The sequence below is a fragment of the Desulfococcus multivorans genome, from assembly GCF_001854245.1.
Classification (GTDB): Bacteria; Desulfobacterota; Desulfobacteria; order Desulfobacterales; family Desulfococcaceae; genus Desulfococcus; species Desulfococcus multivorans.
In genome coordinates this window covers 4,418,067-4,435,172 of record NZ_CP015381.1, presented here as the reverse complement: position 1 = coordinate 4,435,172, position 17,106 = coordinate 4,418,067, and the positions used below count along the sequence as shown (strand labels likewise).

General features: G+C 52.0%; 14 protein-coding genes and 4 tRNA genes. 5 read left to right on the top strand and 13 right to left on the bottom strand.

What is annotated here, in order from left to right; all coding sequences use genetic code 11:
• The first annotated feature begins 139 nt into the window (after positions 1-139).
• From dmul_RS19450 to dmul_RS19440, 3 genes are all read left to right on the top strand, one after another.
• Positions 140-376: a hypothetical protein gene (locus dmul_RS19450; RefSeq protein ID WP_020878201.1), complete on the top strand. Its 237-nt coding sequence runs from the start codon at positions 140-142 to the stop codon at positions 374-376.
• Positions 376-1,116: an IS21-like element helper ATPase IstB gene (gene istB / locus dmul_RS19445; RefSeq protein ID WP_020878200.1), complete on the top strand. Its 741-nt coding sequence runs from the start codon at positions 376-378 to the stop codon at positions 1,114-1,116. The genes dmul_RS19450 and istB overlap by 1 nt, the downstream gene beginning before the upstream one ends.
• A gap of 417 nt (positions 1,117-1,533) precedes the next feature.
• The gene (locus tag dmul_RS19440) at positions 1,534-2,679 is read left to right on the top strand and encodes a Fic family protein (RefSeq protein WP_020878199.1); all 1,146 of its coding nucleotides are present in this window, start codon (positions 1,534-1,536) and stop codon (positions 2,677-2,679) included.
• 1,106 nt (positions 2,680-3,785) lie between these two features.
• Here the strand turns inward: dmul_RS19440 and dmul_RS19435 are convergent.
• The 8 genes from dmul_RS19435 to dmul_RS19400 form a co-directional block, all read right to left on the bottom strand.
• A complete protein-coding gene (locus tag dmul_RS19435) occupies positions 3,786-4,112 on the bottom strand; it encodes a hypothetical protein (protein ID WP_153302764.1) in 327 nt (108 codons plus the stop codon).
• A 113-nt stretch (positions 4,113-4,225) separates the two neighbouring features.
• Positions 4,226-4,303, bottom strand: a tRNA-Asp gene (locus tag dmul_RS19430).
• Between the two features lie 34 nt (positions 4,304-4,337).
• Positions 4,338-4,410: transfer RNA gene (locus dmul_RS19425), tRNA-Val, on the bottom strand.
• 94 nt (positions 4,411-4,504) lie between these two features.
• Complete coding sequence (gene lon, locus dmul_RS19420; protein WP_020878197.1) at positions 4,505-6,958, bottom strand: endopeptidase La; 2,454 nt, start codon at positions 6,956-6,958, stop codon at positions 4,505-4,507.
• A gap of 18 nt (positions 6,959-6,976) precedes the next feature.
• Positions 6,977-8,221: an ATP-dependent Clp protease ATP-binding subunit ClpX gene (gene clpX, locus dmul_RS19415; protein WP_020878196.1), complete on the bottom strand. Its 1,245-nt coding sequence runs from the start codon at positions 8,219-8,221 to the stop codon at positions 6,977-6,979.
• A 5-nt stretch (positions 8,222-8,226) separates the two neighbouring features.
• Positions 8,227-8,841, bottom strand: coding sequence for an ATP-dependent Clp endopeptidase proteolytic subunit ClpP (gene clpP / locus dmul_RS19410; protein WP_020878195.1), 615 nt, complete (start codon positions 8,839-8,841; stop codon positions 8,227-8,229).
• A 189-nt stretch (positions 8,842-9,030) separates the two neighbouring features.
• Positions 9,031-10,362 carry a trigger factor gene (gene tig, locus dmul_RS19405; protein ID WP_020878194.1) on the bottom strand — a complete coding sequence of 444 codons (1,332 nt, stop codon included), beginning with the start codon at positions 10,360-10,362 and terminating at the stop codon, positions 9,031-9,033.
• A gap of 75 nt (positions 10,363-10,437) precedes the next feature.
• Positions 10,438-10,524: transfer RNA gene (locus dmul_RS19400), tRNA-Leu, on the bottom strand.
• A gap of 234 nt (positions 10,525-10,758) precedes the next feature.
• On the opposite strand from dmul_RS19400, the gene dmul_RS19395 reads away from it, so the two are divergent.
• Positions 10,759-10,835: transfer RNA gene (locus tag dmul_RS19395), tRNA-Pro, on the top strand.
• Between the two features lie 218 nt (positions 10,836-11,053).
• Here the strand turns inward: dmul_RS19395 and dmul_RS19390 are convergent.
• The 5 genes from dmul_RS19390 to rdgC form a co-directional block, all read right to left on the bottom strand.
• Positions 11,054-11,533, bottom strand: coding sequence for a hypothetical protein (locus dmul_RS19390; protein ID WP_020878193.1), 480 nt, complete (start codon positions 11,531-11,533; stop codon positions 11,054-11,056).
• 96 nt (positions 11,534-11,629) lie between these two features.
• On the bottom strand, positions 11,630-14,080 hold the full coding sequence (gene gyrB / locus dmul_RS19385) for a DNA topoisomerase (ATP-hydrolyzing) subunit B (RefSeq protein ID WP_020878192.1): 2,451 nt from the start codon (positions 14,078-14,080) through the stop codon (positions 11,630-11,632).
• Entirely contained in the window at positions 14,077-15,192 is a 1,116-nt protein-coding gene (gene dnaN / locus dmul_RS19380; protein ID WP_020878191.1) for a DNA polymerase III subunit beta, read from the bottom strand. Before dnaN ends, gyrB begins: the two co-directional genes overlap by 4 nt.
• A gap of 15 nt (positions 15,193-15,207) precedes the next feature.
• The gene (locus tag dmul_RS19375) at positions 15,208-15,732 is read right to left on the bottom strand and encodes a hypothetical protein (RefSeq protein WP_020878190.1); all 525 of its coding nucleotides are present in this window, start codon (positions 15,730-15,732) and stop codon (positions 15,208-15,210) included.
• A 9-nt stretch (positions 15,733-15,741) separates the two neighbouring features.
• Positions 15,742-16,356 carry a recombination-associated protein RdgC gene (rdgC, locus tag dmul_RS19370; RefSeq protein ID WP_020878189.1) on the bottom strand — a complete coding sequence of 205 codons (615 nt, stop codon included), beginning with the start codon at positions 16,354-16,356 and terminating at the stop codon, positions 15,742-15,744.
• A 319-nt stretch (positions 16,357-16,675) separates the two neighbouring features.
• On the opposite strand from rdgC, the gene dmul_RS20535 reads away from it, so the two are divergent.
• On the top strand, positions 16,676-17,095 hold the full coding sequence (locus dmul_RS20535) for an archease (RefSeq protein ID WP_159449746.1): 420 nt from the start codon (positions 16,676-16,678) through the stop codon (positions 17,093-17,095).
• Positions 17,096-17,106: the final 11 nt, after the last annotated feature.

The window sequence follows — 17,106 nt, the reverse complement described above, 5'->3', positions numbered from 1 at the left end:
CGGCATTATAGGTTTTGGCAAACACATAATACGCTGACAAGACGGATATTTCGAGTATTTTTTTGCTTTATGCTATAAAATCACGCTTGTTTTAGGATTAAAGGGCAAAAAATTCTCCTCAGAGGAGCAACAGGCGCTCATGGGAAGCTGCCCGACCCTGGATCAATATGTGGTGGGTTTAAAAAAACGGACCCGAGGCATCGGCAGGCGAAAACTCAAAACGCTGCTCGATCTGAAACGCACCTACCCGGCCGACGCGTTCAGAAAAGCCGTTGAACAGGCGCTGCACTATGGATTGTATGATCTCGTCCGGCTCGAAAATTTGATCCTCACATTTGTGGCCGGCGACTTTTTTGATCTGGCCCCGGACGAGTGATGCGCGAAAAACTCCGTCAACTGCTCATTGAACTGCGTCTTGCCGGCATGGCCGACGGGCTCGATCGCATGCTTGAAGAGGCGGATAAAGAAGGGATCCCCACAACGGAGGTGCTGTGGCGACGCTTGTGTGAAGAGAAGGCATGGCGGCAGCAGCGCAGCATGATCTACCGGCTCAATCAGGCAAAAATCCCCTACGACTGGACCCTGAAAACCTTCCCGTTTGACCAACAGCCGGCCGTCGACAAATCGCATATCATGGGACTGGCGGACCTCTCGTTTATTGACCGCGCCGAGAATATCGTCTTTATCGGCAATCCCGGAACCGGAAAGACCGGCCTGGCCATCGGCCTGCTGCGCCAGGCGCTCATCGATGGATATCGAGGCCGGTTTTATCATGCCCAGGATCTGCTCGACGAGATGTATGCCTCACTGGCGGACAGATCCACTCCCAAGCTCATCCAGCGGCTCTGCAACTACCCCGTCCTGCTGATCGACGAACTCGATTATCTCACCCTCAGGCCCGAACAGGTCAACAGTTTTTTCAAGCTGATGGGTGAACGTTACGGCAAAGCGTCCACAATTATAACAACCAATCTCGACTACCCGAAATGGTACGATCTGTTCCAGAAAAAACCCCTCGTTGACGCCCTCCTGGATCGGCTCAAACACCGATGCATCACCATCCGCATCGATGGCGCATCACTCAGGGTGCCGGAAAGCGATACAGCGGAAAAATAAGGCCCTTCCAAAAAACGACTTTCTGATCTCCAAAATACCTCTCTTCTGCAAAAAACAGGATCGATCCAGCGTATTTTATCCACATTGAAAGAAAAAAAGTGCGCACACGGTGGGTCAATTTATCTGAGCACATACGGGTCCGTTTTCTTTAGCGTCCAAGTGAATCAATTAAGGTCTATTGTTTTTGTCTCTCAAATAGAGCTGAATATGATAGACAAGCGCTTTTGGGTTGAATCAATTAAGGTCTATTGTTTTTGTCTCTCAAATAGAGCTGAATATGATAGACAAGCGCTTTTGGGTTGAATTAATTAAGGCCTATTGTTTTTGTCTCTCAAAAATTATAGTAATATTGACCACAAGCTTCTTTGACACTATTTTAATGTAAAATGTTTATATCAAATCATTGAGGATAAAGCGATGGATCTCAATTTGGAAAACGCTGTTAACTATCATTATGACAAATTCCCACCAGGTAGTATTCGTTATGAACGATTTATTGAGCCTTTAGTGAAAGCCACCGATGCTGTTGCAAGATACGATCAAATGTTAAAAAATATGCACAACAGTGAAATACTATTAGCTCCTTTGCGCAATCAAGAGGCCGTTATATCGTCAAGAATGGAAGGTACTGTGAGTACAATGGATGAAATCCTCAAGTATGAGGCAGATTGTGGCATCAAGCATGAGGCAGATTGTGACATCGAAGCAGGGAGTTCTACAAACGTAAGGTCAGAAGTTATTGAAACGATACTTTATCAGAGAGCGTTGAAAGCTACGCAAGCAGCAATGAAAGATGGCTACAAATTATCCAAATCGTTGATTAAAGCAATCCACCAGCGATTACTGTTTTACGGGCGTGGCGCCTCAAAATCGCCAGGAATGTTTAAGAATGAACAAAACTATATAGCCGATAAGCTGAAAAGAAATATATTATTTATCCCAATTAGCCCTGAAAAACTGCAGGAGGGGTTGGATAAGCTCTTCTTATACATAGAAGAAGGCCCACATCCAACATTGGTTAAAACAGCTATAGCCCATATTGAATTTGAGGCACTGCATCCATTTAAGGACGGTAATGGGCGTATTGGACGAATGTTAATTACATTGATGTTATGGGATTCAGGAACTATATCTGCGCCTCATTTTTATATAAGTGGGTATTTGGAAGACAATAAAGATCGTTACATAGACACAATGCGAAATGTATCCGAAAATAGTGATTGGGAAAGCTGGTGCATTTTTTTTATGGAAGCTGTTGAGCAGCAGGCCATTAGGAATCTTACTATAGCGGAGAGCATAAGGGCATTATATGAAAATATGAAAATAGTTTTTTCAGATGCTTTATCTTCTAAATGGAGTGTCAACGCGCTTGATTTTGTTTTCACAAATCCAGTATTCAGAAACAACAAATTTACACATAAGAGTGGAATTTCTCCTGCGACCGCTGCAAGATTTACAAGAGTATTATTGGAAAAAAATCTGATTGTTACAGTGGAAGATGCTTCGGGCAGAAAGCCAGCGTTATATTCTTTTGAGCCATTGATGGAGTTGGTTAGGGTTTAATAATAGAACCGCCTAAAGTTTTTATCCCACACCATCACATTTTATACCGTCTATCTCCGGGACAATACCGGGACAAATCGGAAGGAACTAAAAATTGGCTCGGGCTATTATGTTATGCTTTGAATTTTACCCTTGACACCCCCAAATTATTTTTTTATCCTGATCCTGCCACACCAAAGCCCCGCCCATCTCAGAGGAATTCGGATGGGCAACCAAATCAGAGTTTTTCCACGCAAACCAAAGTGGACCCCAACTGACCATCTTGCGTTCGTTGGCGATCCATATCTTTTCAGACCGCTCGAAGACCTACAGACAAAAAATCCCTGCACCCTTGACTGGGATAATGCCTCGCCATGCGACCAGGCGCGTTTGATGTGCCGTATACCGTATCGAGGTATCTCTTGACTGCCCGACGCCGACATAATAGCCTTCCCTCGAAAGGAGGGCTTTGCATGAAAGGACAAATCTATGAAAACCGTGGGGGGTTTGTTGTTCGGTTCGGTAGATCTGTGTCCAGGTGGTTCAAGACCAGGCCGGAGGCTGAACGCTTTCTGACCGGCCTTCGGTACGAGATGGACAAGGGCACGTTTGACCTTCGGGATTACGCCAAGGACAAACCGCTTGCCGTATCAAACCTTGTGACCAAGTATCTTGCCTTCAAAAAAACGAAGGTCAAGCCGGCGTCATTCCGGAACATCAACAATTATTTGACTAGGGCCACTGACGCCTGGGGGGAGGTGAACATCAAAAACATAGGCTACGCTGAGATAGAAGACCTGTTATGGGCACAGGATTTTTCCGACAAGACCAGGGCCGACATGAAGAGCGCACTTCATGCCTTCTGGACATGGCTTGTCCGGCGGGATGTTCTTGAGGCGATGCCGAGATTTCCCGAGATCCGATTCGAACTTGGCTGGAGGAATATCATCGACCTGGAGACACAGCAGGCCATCATTGATGAGGTGGGCCGGATATCGGTGCACATATCGCCTAAGATCGCCCTGGGTATCCGTTGGCTTGCAACGTATGTGTCCATACGGCCGGCGGAAATGCTTTCACTGAGAGAAGGGCAGATCAACCACAAACTCGGCGCAATCGTGATCCCATCACCAAAAGAGAAACGGCCGAAGGTGGTCCCACTGCTCGATGAAGACATCGAGGCCCTGAAGGCGATGCCGCGCGGTCTGCCGGATCTGCATTTTTTTCGGCATGACAAGACCGCAAACGGCGCGAAGGCGGGGCAGCCATTCGGAAAGCGGATGTTTTACAAGTGGTGGACGCGGGCCTGTGAGAACTTGGGTATCGAGGGCGTGGACCTTTACGGCGGGACAAAACACAGCACGGTAACGGCGCTCGGCCAGGTGATGAGCCCGGAGCAGATCAAACACGGAACGATGCACAGCACCAACGCGGCGTTCGAGCGATATTTTCAAGGGCAGTCGGCCAATGCCAAGGCAGCATATGCCGAGGCCCGAAAACTACAACATACCTACAACGGCAAAAGCCACCCGAAGGTGGCTAATGCGTCGAACTTATTAGGAATTTGTGGCGGGAGCGACGAGACTCGAACTCGCGACCTCCGGCGTGACAGGCCGGCGTTCTAACCAAACTGAACTACGCCCCCGAATGGTAACTTTAGAATGTCAAGCGACTGATGATGGGCGGAACAGGGCTTGAACCTGTGACCCTCGGCTTGTAAGGCCGATGCTCTCCCAACTGAGCTACCCGCCCTTGCTCCGCAACGTTTCCGTCAAAAGCGAAGAGTAAATACCAATTTGATCAAGGGATGTCAAGATAAATTTATCGGTCTCTCTTTATTTTTCCATCAATTGATCGTGGAGCCCTGGACCATGTCGTCCGGCTCTTTGGGGATCATCTCGACGGACATCGCCGCATCCCCCGCCACGGGGCTTTTGTCGGCCTGTTGCGGCAGCAGGGCATGGAAGAGCACCTCATCCATGTGATCCACGGGAACGATTTCGATTTGCTTGGATACCGCCGCAGGGATGTCCTTCAGGTCTTTCTCGTTCTCCTTGGGCATCAAGACCTTTCGGATGCCGGCCCGATGAGCCGCCAGGATTTTTTCCTTGAGGCCTCCGATGGGCAGCACCCGGCCTCGGAGGGTGATCTCTCCGGTCATGGCGATGTCTCGATGGACAGGACGTCCGGTAAGCGCCGACGCCAGCGATACCCCCATTGCGATGCCCGCGGACGGGCCGTCCTTGGGGATAGCCCCCTCCGGAACGTGGATGTGGAGATCGATTTTTTTGTAAAAATCAACGTCGATGGCAAGAGTGTTGGCCCGTGAGCGAACATAGCTGAAAGCGGCCTGGGCGGATTCCTTCATGACGTCCCCCAGTTTTCCGGTGACGGTCAGGTTTCCCTTGCCCGGCATGATTGCGGTTTCCACGCAGAGGAGTTCCCCGCCGAACTGGGTCCAGGCGAGTCCGTTGACGATACCCACCTGGTCCTTCTCCTCCAGCTGGCTGTGCCGGAAGCGGGGCGGGCCCAGATATTTCTGAACCGATTTGGGCGTGACGCGGAAGGATTCGATGGAAGGATCTTTCATGAATTCCCGGGCGATCTTTCGACAGATGGATGCGATTTCACGCTCGAGATTTCGAACGCCGGCCTCGCGGGTGTACTGTTGAATGATCGTGTATATGGCACTTTTGTTGAATTGAATATCCTTTCCCGAAAGCCCGTTGGCCTCGATCTGTTTGGAGACCAGATACCCCTTTGCGATGTGGTATTTTTCATACTCCGTATACCCCGGCAGACGGATAATCTCCATCCGATCCTGGAGGGGGAGGGGAATGTCGGGCAGGGTGTTGGCCGTGGTGATGAAAAATATCTCCGAGAGATCGTAATCCAGATCCAGGTAATGGTCGTTAAAGGCGTTGTTCTGCTCGGGATCGAGCACCTCCAGAAGCGCCGCCGAAGGATCCCCTCTGAAGTCCATGCTCATTTTGTCGACTTCGTCAAGACAGAAGACCGGATTGTTTACGCCCACTTTTTTGAGGGATTGGAGGACCTTTCCGGGCATGGCACCGATGTAGGTCCGCCGGTGGCCGCGAATCTCCGCCTCATCCCGAACGCCCCCCAGGGAGAGGCGGACAAATTTCCGGCCCGTGGCCCTCGCAACAGACTTGGCGATGGAGGTTTTTCCCACTCCCGGCGGCCCCACCAGGCAAAGGATGGGTCCCTTGAGCTTTTTCACCAGGGATTGAACGGCCAGGTACTCGATGATCCGCTCCTTGGGTTTTTCGAGCCCGTAATGATCCTCGTCCAGAATTTTTTCCGCCGCATCGATATCGGTGGTGATGCGGCTGCGGTCGAACCATGGAAGGCTGATAATCCATTCGATGTAGTTGCGCACCACCGTGGCCTCGGCCGACATGGGGGTCATCAGCTTGAGTTTTTTGAACTCCTGATAAACCTTGGCCTTGGCCTCTTTGGTCATTCGCTTGCGCTTGATCCGCTTTTCCAGTTCATCCAGTTCCTCCGCCCCGTCGTCTTCAGCCCCCATCTCTTTCTTGATGGCGCGCATCTGCTCGTTGAGATAATAGTTTTTCTGGGTCTTCTCCATCTGTTCCTTGACCCGGACCTTGATACGCTGGTCCATTTCGTAGACCTCGACCTCCATCTTGATCAGGCCGAGCAGATAAGAAAGCCGCTTATATGGATCGATCTCTTCCAGCAGCCGCTGCTTGTCCTCGATCTTGAAGGAGAAATGGGCCGCGACGGTGTCCGCCAGCTTCGAAGGGTCCGTTATGGCGGAAACATTGTTGATCAGGTCCTTGGAGATGCTCTTGTTTAATTTTGCATATTCCTCGAAGCTGTCGATGATGGCCCGGGTGAGGGCGGCGACATCGGGTTCATCGGGGACCGGCTCCGCCAAAATGGAGGCTTCCACCTGAAAAAAGTCGTCGTTGGGGATGAAATTATGGATCACCCCCCTGACTTTTCCCTCGACCAGAGCCTTTACGGTACCGTCAGGCAAGCGAAGGAGCTGCAGCACATTGCCGACGGTTCCTATGGAATGAATGTCCTTGGGCTCCGGCTTGTCGATTCCCGCTTTTTTCTGGATGGCGAGAAACACGCTTTTCTCGCTGTTCATGGCATCGGCAAGTGCATTCACCGATTTGGTCCGTCCCACGAAGAGCGGCGCTACCATATGAGGGAATACGACAATGTCTCTCAGCGGCAAAAGGGGCAGCACCAGGTTCGTCGAACCGGAATCGTCTTCTTTACGTAAGATTTTCGGAAAATTGATCATTATGCTATCAGTGGATCCTTAAGCCTGTTTTTTGGTTTGCTCATATAGGAGAATGGGCTCCTCTTTGTTCAGAACGACATCCTCACCGATGACGCATTCCTTGACGTTCCCGATGGAGGGGATTTCGTACATGATACCGAGCATGCAGCCTTCCATGATCGCCCGAAGCCCGCGCGCGCCTGATTTGCGTTTCAGGGCTTCCTGTGCAATAGCGGAGAGGGCGCTGTCTGTCAATCTCAGGTTGACGCCTTCCATTTCGAAGAGCTTCCGGTACTGTTTGACCAAAGCGTTTTTGGGCTCGGTCAGGATGCGGATCAGAGAGGAAGCGTTGAGCTCTCCCAGGGTCGCGATGACGGGCAGACGTCCCAGAAATTCGGGGATGAGACCAAACTTGATAAGGTCTTCCGGCTGAACGTCTTTCAGGATGTCGCCGATATTGCGATCGTCCGATTGCGTTATCTTGGAACCGAAGCCCATGGTCTTGGAGCCGGTCCGCTGCCGAACGATCTTGTCGAGCCCGTTGAAGGTGCCGCCGCAAATAAAAAGAATATTCGAGGTGTCGACCTTCACGAAATCCTGCTGGGGATGCTTTCGGCCCCCCTTTGGGGGAACGCTGGCCGTGGTTCCCTCGATGATTTTCAAAAGCGCCTGCTGAACGCCCTCCCCCGAGACATCTCGAGTGATGGAGGGATTGTCCGATTTGCTGGCGATCTTGTCGATCTCATCGATGTAAACAATCCCTTTTTTAGCCTTCTCGACGTCATAGTCGGCGTTCTGAAGCAGGGAAAGGATGATGTTTTCCACATCTTCCCCCACATATCCGGCCTCGGTCAGGCTTGTGGCATCCGCAATGGTGAAGGGGACGTTGAGAAACCGGGCCAGGGTCTGGGCCAGGAGGGTTTTCCCTGAACCCGTAGGGCCGATCAAGAGGATGTTGCTTTTCTGAATCTCCACATCGCCCGATACCACGTGGGACTCAAGTCGCTTGTAATGATTGTATACCGCCACCGACAGAACCTTTTTGGCATCCTCCTGTTCGATGACGTATTCATCAAGCATCTTCTTGATTTCCTTTGGAATCATAGCGATCTCGGTTTCCCGGGCGTCCTTCTCGCTCTCTTCCTCGATGATTTCACTGCACAGCTGAATACATTCATCGCATATATACACGGCCGGACCCGCAATCAGCTTCTTGACCTCATTCTGGCTTTTGCCGCAAAAGGAACAGAAGAGATTGTCGTTTTCCTCGTTTTTTCTGCTCATCGCATTTACTCCTTTTTCTCTTCCAGATGATCGAGATCATCCCGACTGGCCATGACGTGGTCGATGATCCCGTATTCTTTGGCGTCCTGACCGGACATGAAGAAATCACGGTCCGTATCGCGCTGGACCCGCTCCAAATCCTGGCCGGTATGCTTCGCCAGGATTTCGTTGAGAGCGTCCCTCATGCGAAGGATCTCCTTGGCCTGGATGGCGATATCCGACGCCTGCCCCTGGGAACCGCCCATGGGCTGATGGATCATAATCCGGGAATTGGGAAGGGCATACCGCTTTCCCTTGGCGCCGGCGGCCAGAAGAACGGCACCCATACTCGCCGCCTGGCCGAGGCACACGGTGGCGATATCGGGTTTGATATACTGCATTGTATCGTAGATGGCGAGGCCGGATGTGACGACGCCGCCGGGGGAGTTGATGTAAAAATTGATGTCTTTTTCCGGATCTTCGGATTCGAGAAAAAGAAACTGGGCAATCAAAAGATTGGCCACTTCATCCGTAATCGCCGTGCCCAGAAATATGATTCTGTCTTTCAAGAGCCTCGAATAAATGTCATAAGCGCGCTCGCCTCTGCTGCTCTGCTCAACGACCATTGGGATTAACGGCACAGTACACTCCTTGTTTTAATCGTTAATGTGGGACATCTGACGGAACCCCGTCGACCCATGGGCATTTTCATGGGGAGAGGATTCATGAGAACTCATGTAAGTCAACAGGTGATTAGAAGAGAGAATCAGGATAACAGAGGGGATGCCGAAGCAGATACCTGAAACGACTTCAGGTATCTGCACTTACGATTAAACGCTTTCTTCTGTTTCCGCGGCGATTTCCGCTGGTACCTCTTCGATATCACTCTTGTTAATAATAAGTTCTATCGCTTTCTTTTCAAGTAAAGTGTGTTTGAAATAGGCGAGCCGTTCCTGGTTTTCCGGGGCTTCGTAGTATTTCCGGATTTCTTCCGCCGGTTGATGGAAGGTCTTCGCCATGTTTTCAAAACCCTGGACCAGTTCGGCTTCCGAGAGTTCCAACGGTTCCTGCTCGATGATCTTGCCCAGAATCAGATGGCGTTTGACCTGCTTGAGGGCCGTGTCCCGATATTTTTCGCGAAGGGTCTCGTGGGTCATGCCGATCTGCTCCATGCTCATATTATGGTAGCTGAAGGTCCGTTCGGCATCCGAAACAATGCCCTCAAGCTCATATTCGATCATGGCATCCGGCACCTCAAAGGCTATCCGCTCCAGAAGCGTCGAAAAGATCTGTTCGTTCAATTCCTGTTCCGTCCGCTTCTCGTATCCCTGGGAAAGATTCTGGATAATTTCGGCCTTCAGCGCATCCAGGGTCTCGAACTTGCCGAATTGTTTAGCGAAATCGTCATCTATTTCCGGAACAACTTCCTTGCGGATCTCTTTGAGGGTGATATTGAATTCGATCGTCTGACCCTTCAGTTTGTCGTTGGCATGGTCCTCGGGAAATGTCACGGTCGCGGTCCGGGTTTCATCGGGCTTCATGCCGACGATCGCGTCGTCCATCGCATCCGCGATCTGTCCGGCCCCGATCTTCAGGGTGAAGTTCTCCGTCATCTGAGTTTCTTCAAAGGGTTTGCCGTCTTTAAATCCTTCGTAGTCGATGAGAACAAAATCGCCGGACCGGGCCGGACGGAATTCGTCGATCTTTTCCTGCCGGGTCAGATTTTTCTGAAGGGCTTTCAGCTGCGTGTCGATCTCCTGGTCCGTAACTTTATAGATCGTCTTCTTCAGCTGGATACCCGAAAAATCGATGGTGTCGAGTACAGGTCGGATCTCGACGGCGGCATCATAGGCATAGGGTTTGTCATAGGCCAGATCCGGGGGATCGATCTGAGGGCTTCCGATGACCTCCAGGTTGTTTTCCTTCACGGCCTCGGCAAACGAGTCCTGGATCAATTTGGAGGAGACATCCGCATGCACATCCTTTTTATAGTGTCGCTCCAGCACCTGCCGCGGGGCCTTTCCAGGACGAAAACCTTTGATCTTTGCGGTTTTCTTGAGTTCTTTGTAGGCATTGTCGATCTCGCGTTTAACCACATCCTGCGGGATTTCAATATGCAAAACTTTTTTCACGCTGCTCAGATCTTCCACATTCACTTCCATCGTTATCCTCTCCAAATAAATCAAATGCCTGAAGTCAGACACCCCCTTCAGGCACGTTGAATTGAAACCTTATCTTGGTGCGAGAGGGGAGACTCGAACTCCCACTCTGTCCCCAGAGCTGGATCCTAAGTCCAGTGCGTCTACCAGTTCCGCCACTCTCGCATTTGTCGTATTTGCCAAAAACCCGCCAAACAGCCCGTGTTGCCCTCGCTTTGGTTGGTAAAATGCGATAATAGCCTGAAATAACCACTATTAAGATATACAGCCTTGTAATCTAATACCTAACGATTTAGGTGTCAAGAAAAATTGAAAAAAGAAGTGGTTATCCCGGTTTTTCGTTCAACAAAATCTTGCATTCCGGCGAGGATCATGCTAACGCAATCACGTCAAAGACATCGGGGCGTGGCGCAGCCTGGTAGCGCGTCTGCTTTGGGAGCAGAAAGCCGGGGGTTCAAATCCCTCCGCCCCGACCAGATAAAATCAACGGGTTACGGCGAAAGCGGTTACCCGTTTTTTTTCTCTCTCTCAACTTTCGACTTTCATAGGCCGTATCCTCCCGGCACCGCTATCCGGTCACCATCACAAAAGTCGAAAGTTGAGTTTTTTTCGGTACGCTTTTCTGTTGGTATTTCAGGCACGAAACCGATTCCATGGTTATGAATCCAGATTCCGCCGTCCGGACCGATGGGGTTCAGGACGGGTGACGGGCGGTAGAGCGGGGTTCGGGGTCTTGATTCGATGTGGCCCCTTTCGTTTGGAGGGATTTCGGGAAGACGTTTTTCAGAATCTCCCTCACTGCGTTTCGGTCGCCTGCCGTGAGCGATACGATTTTCGCGCCGGTGTGCATCAATGCCAAGGTCAGCCATGCGGCCAGGAAGGCCCCGCAGCAGTAAACCGTGAGGGCCATGAGATTGGCCAGGGGAACGGCTCTGCCGTCCAGCCGGATATCGAACGCCCTTCCACCGATGCTCTCCGCCATCTCGTGAATGACGCCGTTCAGATACGATGGGGAATTGAGAATGGTGAAGACGAGTTGGAAAATCTGCATGGCGTACCGGAGCCCGATAAGGATGACGATGAGACCCAGGCAGGTAGCAACAAGACCGACGACACTTTTGATGATTTCAATAATGGAGACGGGATCGTTCGGGTCGGATAACAGGGGTATCATGTGACGGTCCACCTCCTTGAGCCAATCGTTGCGCTTTGGGTGCCCCGGCGTCCATCGGAGCTCAATATAAAAACCGATTTACGGACAATACTCGTGCTAAATGTCCAGTGTGCTGACTTCGAGGGCGTTGCTCTGAATAAAGTCCCGACGGGGTTCGACCACATCTCCCATGAGAAGGGTGAAGATTTCGTCGGCCTCGACGGCATCCTCGATCTTGACCTTCAAGAGCGTCCGTTTGTTGGGTTCGGGATTCATGGTGGTCTCCCAGAGCTGTCCGGGATTCATTTCTCCGAGGCCTTTGTACCGCTGGATCTGGATGCCCTTTTTCCCCTCCTCCAGCAAGTAGTTGAGCAGGGTGTGTCTGTCGGGAAAGGATCGGGAATCGGTGCCTTTCTCAGCGTTTTCCACCGTAAACGGCGCATCCCCGAAGGCGAAGATCTTTTCGGAGAGCCGGAGGCATTTCTGAAATTCCGGAGAGTGCACGAAACGTCGTCCAAGTTTCAGGGGTTCGTACGTCTTGGCGGTGATATCCCGGATGATCGTATCTTCCCGCATCCTTTCGCAGGCCCTGATGGTCATCTCGTAAATCCCGCGTTCCTCGCTCCATTCGGGAACGGTCACCTCGCACTCCCGCTCGGCGAGCGCCGCTTTCAGGTTCATCATCTTATCCCGATCCTGCAGAAAGGTCTCATCGAGACCGTAACGGATCAGGAATTCGATGATATCCGATCCGATGCCCTCCCGGGACAGTCGTGAAAGCCCTCTGAGGTATTCCGAGAGATCCCCCACGTAAAGATAGAGTGCGTTGTCGGAGATGGGGACGCCTTCGGGACCGCATCTAAGGACTTTCTGAGAACAGATCCGTCGCAGGAGGTGATCGTTCAGGCTTGCCTCATCCTTCAGATAGAGTTCGTTTTTACCCTTGCCGATGCGAAACAGCGGGGGTTGAGCAATGTAAAGGTACCCTTTTTCGATGATCTCTCTCATCTGGCGGTAGAAGAAAGTCAGGAGCAGCGTCCGGATATGGGATCCGTCCACGTCCGCGTCGGTCATGATGATGACCTTGTGGTACCGGATCTTGTTGATGTCGTACTCTTCTCTTCCCACCCCCGCGCCCAGGGCCGTAATGATATTTTTGATCTCGTCGCTCCGGAGGATTTTGTCGAGCCGGGCTTTTTCGACGTTCAGGATCTTTCCCTTGAGGGGGAGAATGGCCTGAAATCTCCGATCCCGACCCTGCTTGGCCGAACCGCCGGCGCTGTCCCCCTCCACGAGAAAAAGCTCCCGGTCTTTGGGGTCGGAATACTGACAGTCCGCTAGTTTGCCCGGAAGAGTGGAGTCCGTAAGAGCGCCGGTGCTTCGGGCCAGGTCGCGGGCACGCTTGGCCGCATCCCTGGCACGGGCTGCGTCCACCGCCTTGGCGAGAATCTTCCTGGCCACCGCCGGGTTTTCGCCCAGATATATGGACAGCTTCTCGTTGACCAGGGATTCCACGAGGCCCTTCACCTCGCTGTTGCCCAGCTTGGTCTTGGTCTGTCCCTCGAACTGGGGTTCCTTGATGCGGATGCTGATGATGGCCGAAAGGCCTTCCCGGACGTCATCACCACTGATTTTGGCCTGGAGGTTCTTGGGCAGGTTTCCGTTGCCGGCGTAATTGTTGAGACTCCGGGTCAGGGCCGCTTTGAAGCCGATCAAGTGGAACCCGCCTTCAATCGTGTTGATATTGTTGGCAAAGGAGAACATCTTCTCCTTGTACGTGTCATTGTATTGGATCGCGACCTCGATCTGGACCTCGTTCCGTTCCCCCTGAATGAAGATGGGGTCGTGGAGCGGTGTATGGCGCCGATTGAGATATTCCACGAATGAGGCCAACCCTCCTTCGTAAAAGAACGCCTCCTTTAAATCCGACCGTTCGTCCTCGATGGTGATCCGGACCCCCTTGTTCAGGAAGGCCAGTTCCCGAAGCCGCCGGCTCAGGATCTCCGAATTGAAATTATCGGAGTTCATGATCTCGGTGTCGGGCTTGAAGTGAACCTTTGTCCCCTGTTTATCGGTTTCGCCGAGAATGGTCAATTCGCTGGTTTTGGCCCCCCGTGAATAGGTCTGGTGATGGATTTTCCCGTCGGTGTAGATCTCCACCTCGAGAAATGACGACAAAGCGTTCACCACCGATATCCCTACACCGTGAAGCCCCCCCGAAACCTTATAGGAGTTCTTGTCGAATTTTCCACCGGCATGAAGCTTTGTCAGAACAACCTCCACTGCCGGGACATTCTCCTTTTCATGCATGTCCACGGGGATGCCGCGGCCGTTGTCCTCCACGCTGACGGAATTGTCCGTGTGGACCGTTACGTGGATAGTGTCGCAATAGCCGGCCATGGCTTCGTCGATGCTGTTGTCGACGACCTCGTAGACTAAATGGTGAAGTCCCTCCATATCGACGTTTCCGATATACATGGAGGGTCTTTTCCGGACAGCCTCCAGACCCTCCAGGATCTTGATGTTGCCCGCGGTATAATTATTGCTGGATCGTTTTTGTGGTGTCATATTTTCATCGGCATGATTATGCTTAAATAGCTTTTGTCTTTTTCTCCCTCAACGAGGCAGGGCTTGTCGCTGCTGACGATGTTGATCACGGCGGTTTCATCCTCGATCACCCCAAGAGAGTCGATAAAATATTTCGGGTTGAACGCCGCCTCGATGGGATCTCCTGCGAATTTGATGACCATGTCCTCTCTGGATTCCCCGATTTCAGGGTTGGTTGCCCGGACGGTCAGGAGGTTTTTCTCGAAATTGAAGATGACCCCCCTATAATTTTCCGAGGAAAGGATAGACATCCGTTTAAGGACCATCAGAAACAGCTGGCGATCCACCGGGACATCATGTCCGATTCCTCTTACGATAATATCTTTGTAGTTGGGGTATTCCCCTTCCAGAAGGCGAATGGTGAAGCTTTCGTTTTCTTTTTTCAGGACGAAATGGCTGTCCTTCAGACCGATAGCCACGGTCTTTTCCGGCCCCAGGAATTTCAGCACCTCGCCAAGCCCTTTTTTGGGGATGAGGACGCCTTTCTCTATGGGGCAAACGCCGTTTTCATATGGATAATCGACCGTCGACAGGCGGCTGCCGTCGGTGGAGACCATTTTGAGTGTTTTGGAATCGTCGTCATCCAGGTTTTCGAAGTAGATGCCGTTGATGTGGGCGCGCTTGTCATCGGGCGCGCCGCCGATGATGATGGTCTTTTCGATCATCCGTTTCAGGGACTGGGTGTCCATCTCGAACAACGGTGCGTCATCCACTTGAGGGATATCGGGAAAATCCTCGGGATTCATGCCGACGATGTGGTACTCGATATTCTCCTTGCCGATCTCGATCCACCGGTTCTCCACTTCGTTGATGTCGATGGAATCGCTGGGAAAATCCCTCACGATTTCAAAGAGCTTCTTGGCGTTGATGGCGATCGTGCCCTCGGATTCGACCGTGGCCGGGTATTCGCCTTCGAAGCCTGTTTCGAGGTCGGTGGCAACGATCTTGATCGTCTGCTCTTTTGCCTGAATGAGAACGGTTTCGGTGATGGCCAGGTTGGTCCGTCTGCCGGTGATGCCCTGCACCTTACCCAGTATGTTGCGAATGTCGTTTTTATTGATGACAAACTTCATAAAGGAAACCCTCTGTTATTCATGGATCCACTGCTTCAACAACGGAAGCACCCGTTCGTTCCAGTCCGCGGAAAGCCGGTGTCGGAGAAACCCGGCGTAAAGCTTATCGATGAGCCGGACGACCTTTTCATACAGGTAGACCTTCTCCAGCAGAAACCCCTCGATATCGTCCCGGGTTTCGATGGCCCCGATTTCCGGGGTTTTGAGATTGGAAATATTGAAGCTTTCCCCTTTTACTGTAACGCGCCATTCCTGTTCCCCGATCCTGTAAACAAGGTTGAGCTCCGTAACGACCGCTCCTTTCCTCAAGGCGAGAAGTCCTTCTTCCAGACCTGCGTCGTCGCCCTTTATGGTGATGCTCTCCACGGCTTCCTGAATCCTGTTTTCGAGGACGACGCGGTTGCCGAGGGCGAGGGTCGTCATTTCGGGTTCTATGGCGGTCAGAAGATCCCGGTCTTTTTCCACAACGAACCACAGCCAGGTCAGAAATTCATATCCCAGAAAAGCGTATCGATTGTAGGCGACGGCGATGTCCAACATGTTCTACTCCTACTCCGCAAACCGCGTGGGGGTGAGGGTGGCCAGGGCATCCCGTTCAGCGTCCGAAAGCCCGGCGGTAAGCTCGGCGACAGTGTAAGGAAAGAGCCGGATGAGATTGCATTTGAATGATTTGGCGAAGAGGGTTTCGAGCTCCTCATTGGCGGCTTTCTGGGTGGAATAAAACCAAAGCGATTGTCCTTCGATATTCCACAGGACGTCGAAGACATTGGGGGTCGCCGGGATTCGCATACTGAGCCCCTGGACCACCCCTTCCTTGATTTCCTGTTTTTCGCTTTTGGTGAGATGGTCCCGCCCGGTGTCGGTCATCCGCCTGGCCAGTGCGATCTGGTAGTGTTTTTTGACGATCTTGGCCGGGATGGTCTTCTTGTCGATCCTGAGGGAGAAGACCAGATAGGCGCCGATGACGAAGGAAGACCCGCTGAAATCCGGTCGGAAAGGGTTCTCCAGGGCGGTCCACCCAACGGATTTTTCCGAAGCTTCGTCATCGATCTCCGTAATGGCATTTCCGGCAAGGCCCCTGGTGATGTTTTCCAACACCGGCGCTTCGATCTTTCCATCGACCCGATAGCGGGTGATGGACACCGTGGATGATAGTATGCCCATGAATCTCCGTGGGAAAAGGTGCTTTCGCTGCAGAGGCGAACTGATTGAAAACAATATCCGTAAACAGTACTTTATATCTTTTTTTGGATCGGGTTACAAGAGGTTTTTGAGGATTTCGGGCGGGTTTTCCCATACCGGCAGCATTGCCTGGGTTGAGGCGAAGCGGCTTTCCGGGCATAAAAACGCCGGAACCGTTTCCAGTTCCGGCGCGTATTCGAACATGTTTGGAATGTTACGACGGTGTTCGGTTTTTCAAGGCTGTTTGAGGTCTGTTTTTTATTCCTCGCCCAATTCAGCGAAAAATGATATGAAACGGGCCATGACCTATCAGATCATCGATCATCCGGCCGATTTCGGCCTCGAGGTGACGGCCGCGGATCTGGCGTCGCTCTTTGCGGACACCGTTCTCGCTCTCTTTGACGTGGTCGCCGAGATTCGCGAGTCCGGAGCCGCGAAATCCGAGACCCTCGTTGTTCAGGTTTCCGGCGACGACTGGCCCGATCTCATGGTCAACTGGCTCAGAGAGGTCCTCTATCAGTGGACCGGCGAGGATCGCTTCGTTGTGAAGGTCGAGATCCTGTCTCTGTCGGCATTTGTCCTCTCGGCCCGACTTCACTACGAAACCTTCGACCCCGTCCGCCATACCGTTCTCCAGGAAATCAAGGCCGTCACCTATCACCAGATCCGTGTCGCCCCGTCATCGGGAGGGTGGACCGCACGGGTCGTTTTCGATATTTAGCGTTTCGGGCG

What these genes read in the sequence shown, in the direction of transcription:
- dmul_RS19390 (WP_020878193.1), bottom strand. Translation starts at nt 11,533, where the DNA reads ATGATACCCCTGTTATCCGACCCGAACGATCCCGTCTCCATTATTGAA.
- dmul_RS19440 (WP_020878199.1), top strand. Translation starts at nt 1,534, where the DNA reads ATGGATCTCAATTTGGAAAACGCTGTTAACTATCATTATGACAAATTC.
- lon (WP_020878197.1), bottom strand. Translation starts at nt 6,958, where the DNA reads ATGATCAATTTTCCGAAAATCTTACGTAAAGAAGACGATTCCGGTTCG.
- clpX (WP_020878196.1), bottom strand. Translation starts at nt 8,221, where the DNA reads ATGAGCAGAAAAAACGAGGAAAACGACAATCTCTTCTGTTCCTTTTGC.
- dmul_RS20535 (WP_159449746.1), top strand. Translation starts at nt 16,676, where the DNA reads ATGACCTATCAGATCATCGATCATCCGGCCGATTTCGGCCTCGAGGTG.
- tig (WP_020878194.1), bottom strand. Translation starts at nt 10,362, where the DNA reads ATGGAAGTGAATGTGGAAGATCTGAGCAGCGTGAAAAAAGTTTTGCAT.
- istB (WP_020878200.1), top strand. Translation starts at nt 376, where the DNA reads ATGCGCGAAAAACTCCGTCAACTGCTCATTGAACTGCGTCTTGCCGGC.
- gyrB (WP_020878192.1), bottom strand. Translation starts at nt 14,080, where the DNA reads ATGACACCACAAAAACGATCCAGCAATAATTATACCGCGGGCAACATC.
- rdgC (WP_020878189.1), bottom strand. Translation starts at nt 16,356, where the DNA reads ATGGGCATACTATCATCCACGGTGTCCATCACCCGCTATCGGGTCGAT.
- dmul_RS19450 (WP_020878201.1), top strand. Translation starts at nt 140, where the DNA reads ATGGGAAGCTGCCCGACCCTGGATCAATATGTGGTGGGTTTAAAAAAA.
- dmul_RS19375 (WP_020878190.1), bottom strand. Translation starts at nt 15,732, where the DNA reads ATGTTGGACATCGCCGTCGCCTACAATCGATACGCTTTTCTGGGATAT.
- dnaN (WP_020878191.1), bottom strand. Translation starts at nt 15,192, where the DNA reads ATGAAGTTTGTCATCAATAAAAACGACATTCGCAACATACTGGGTAAG.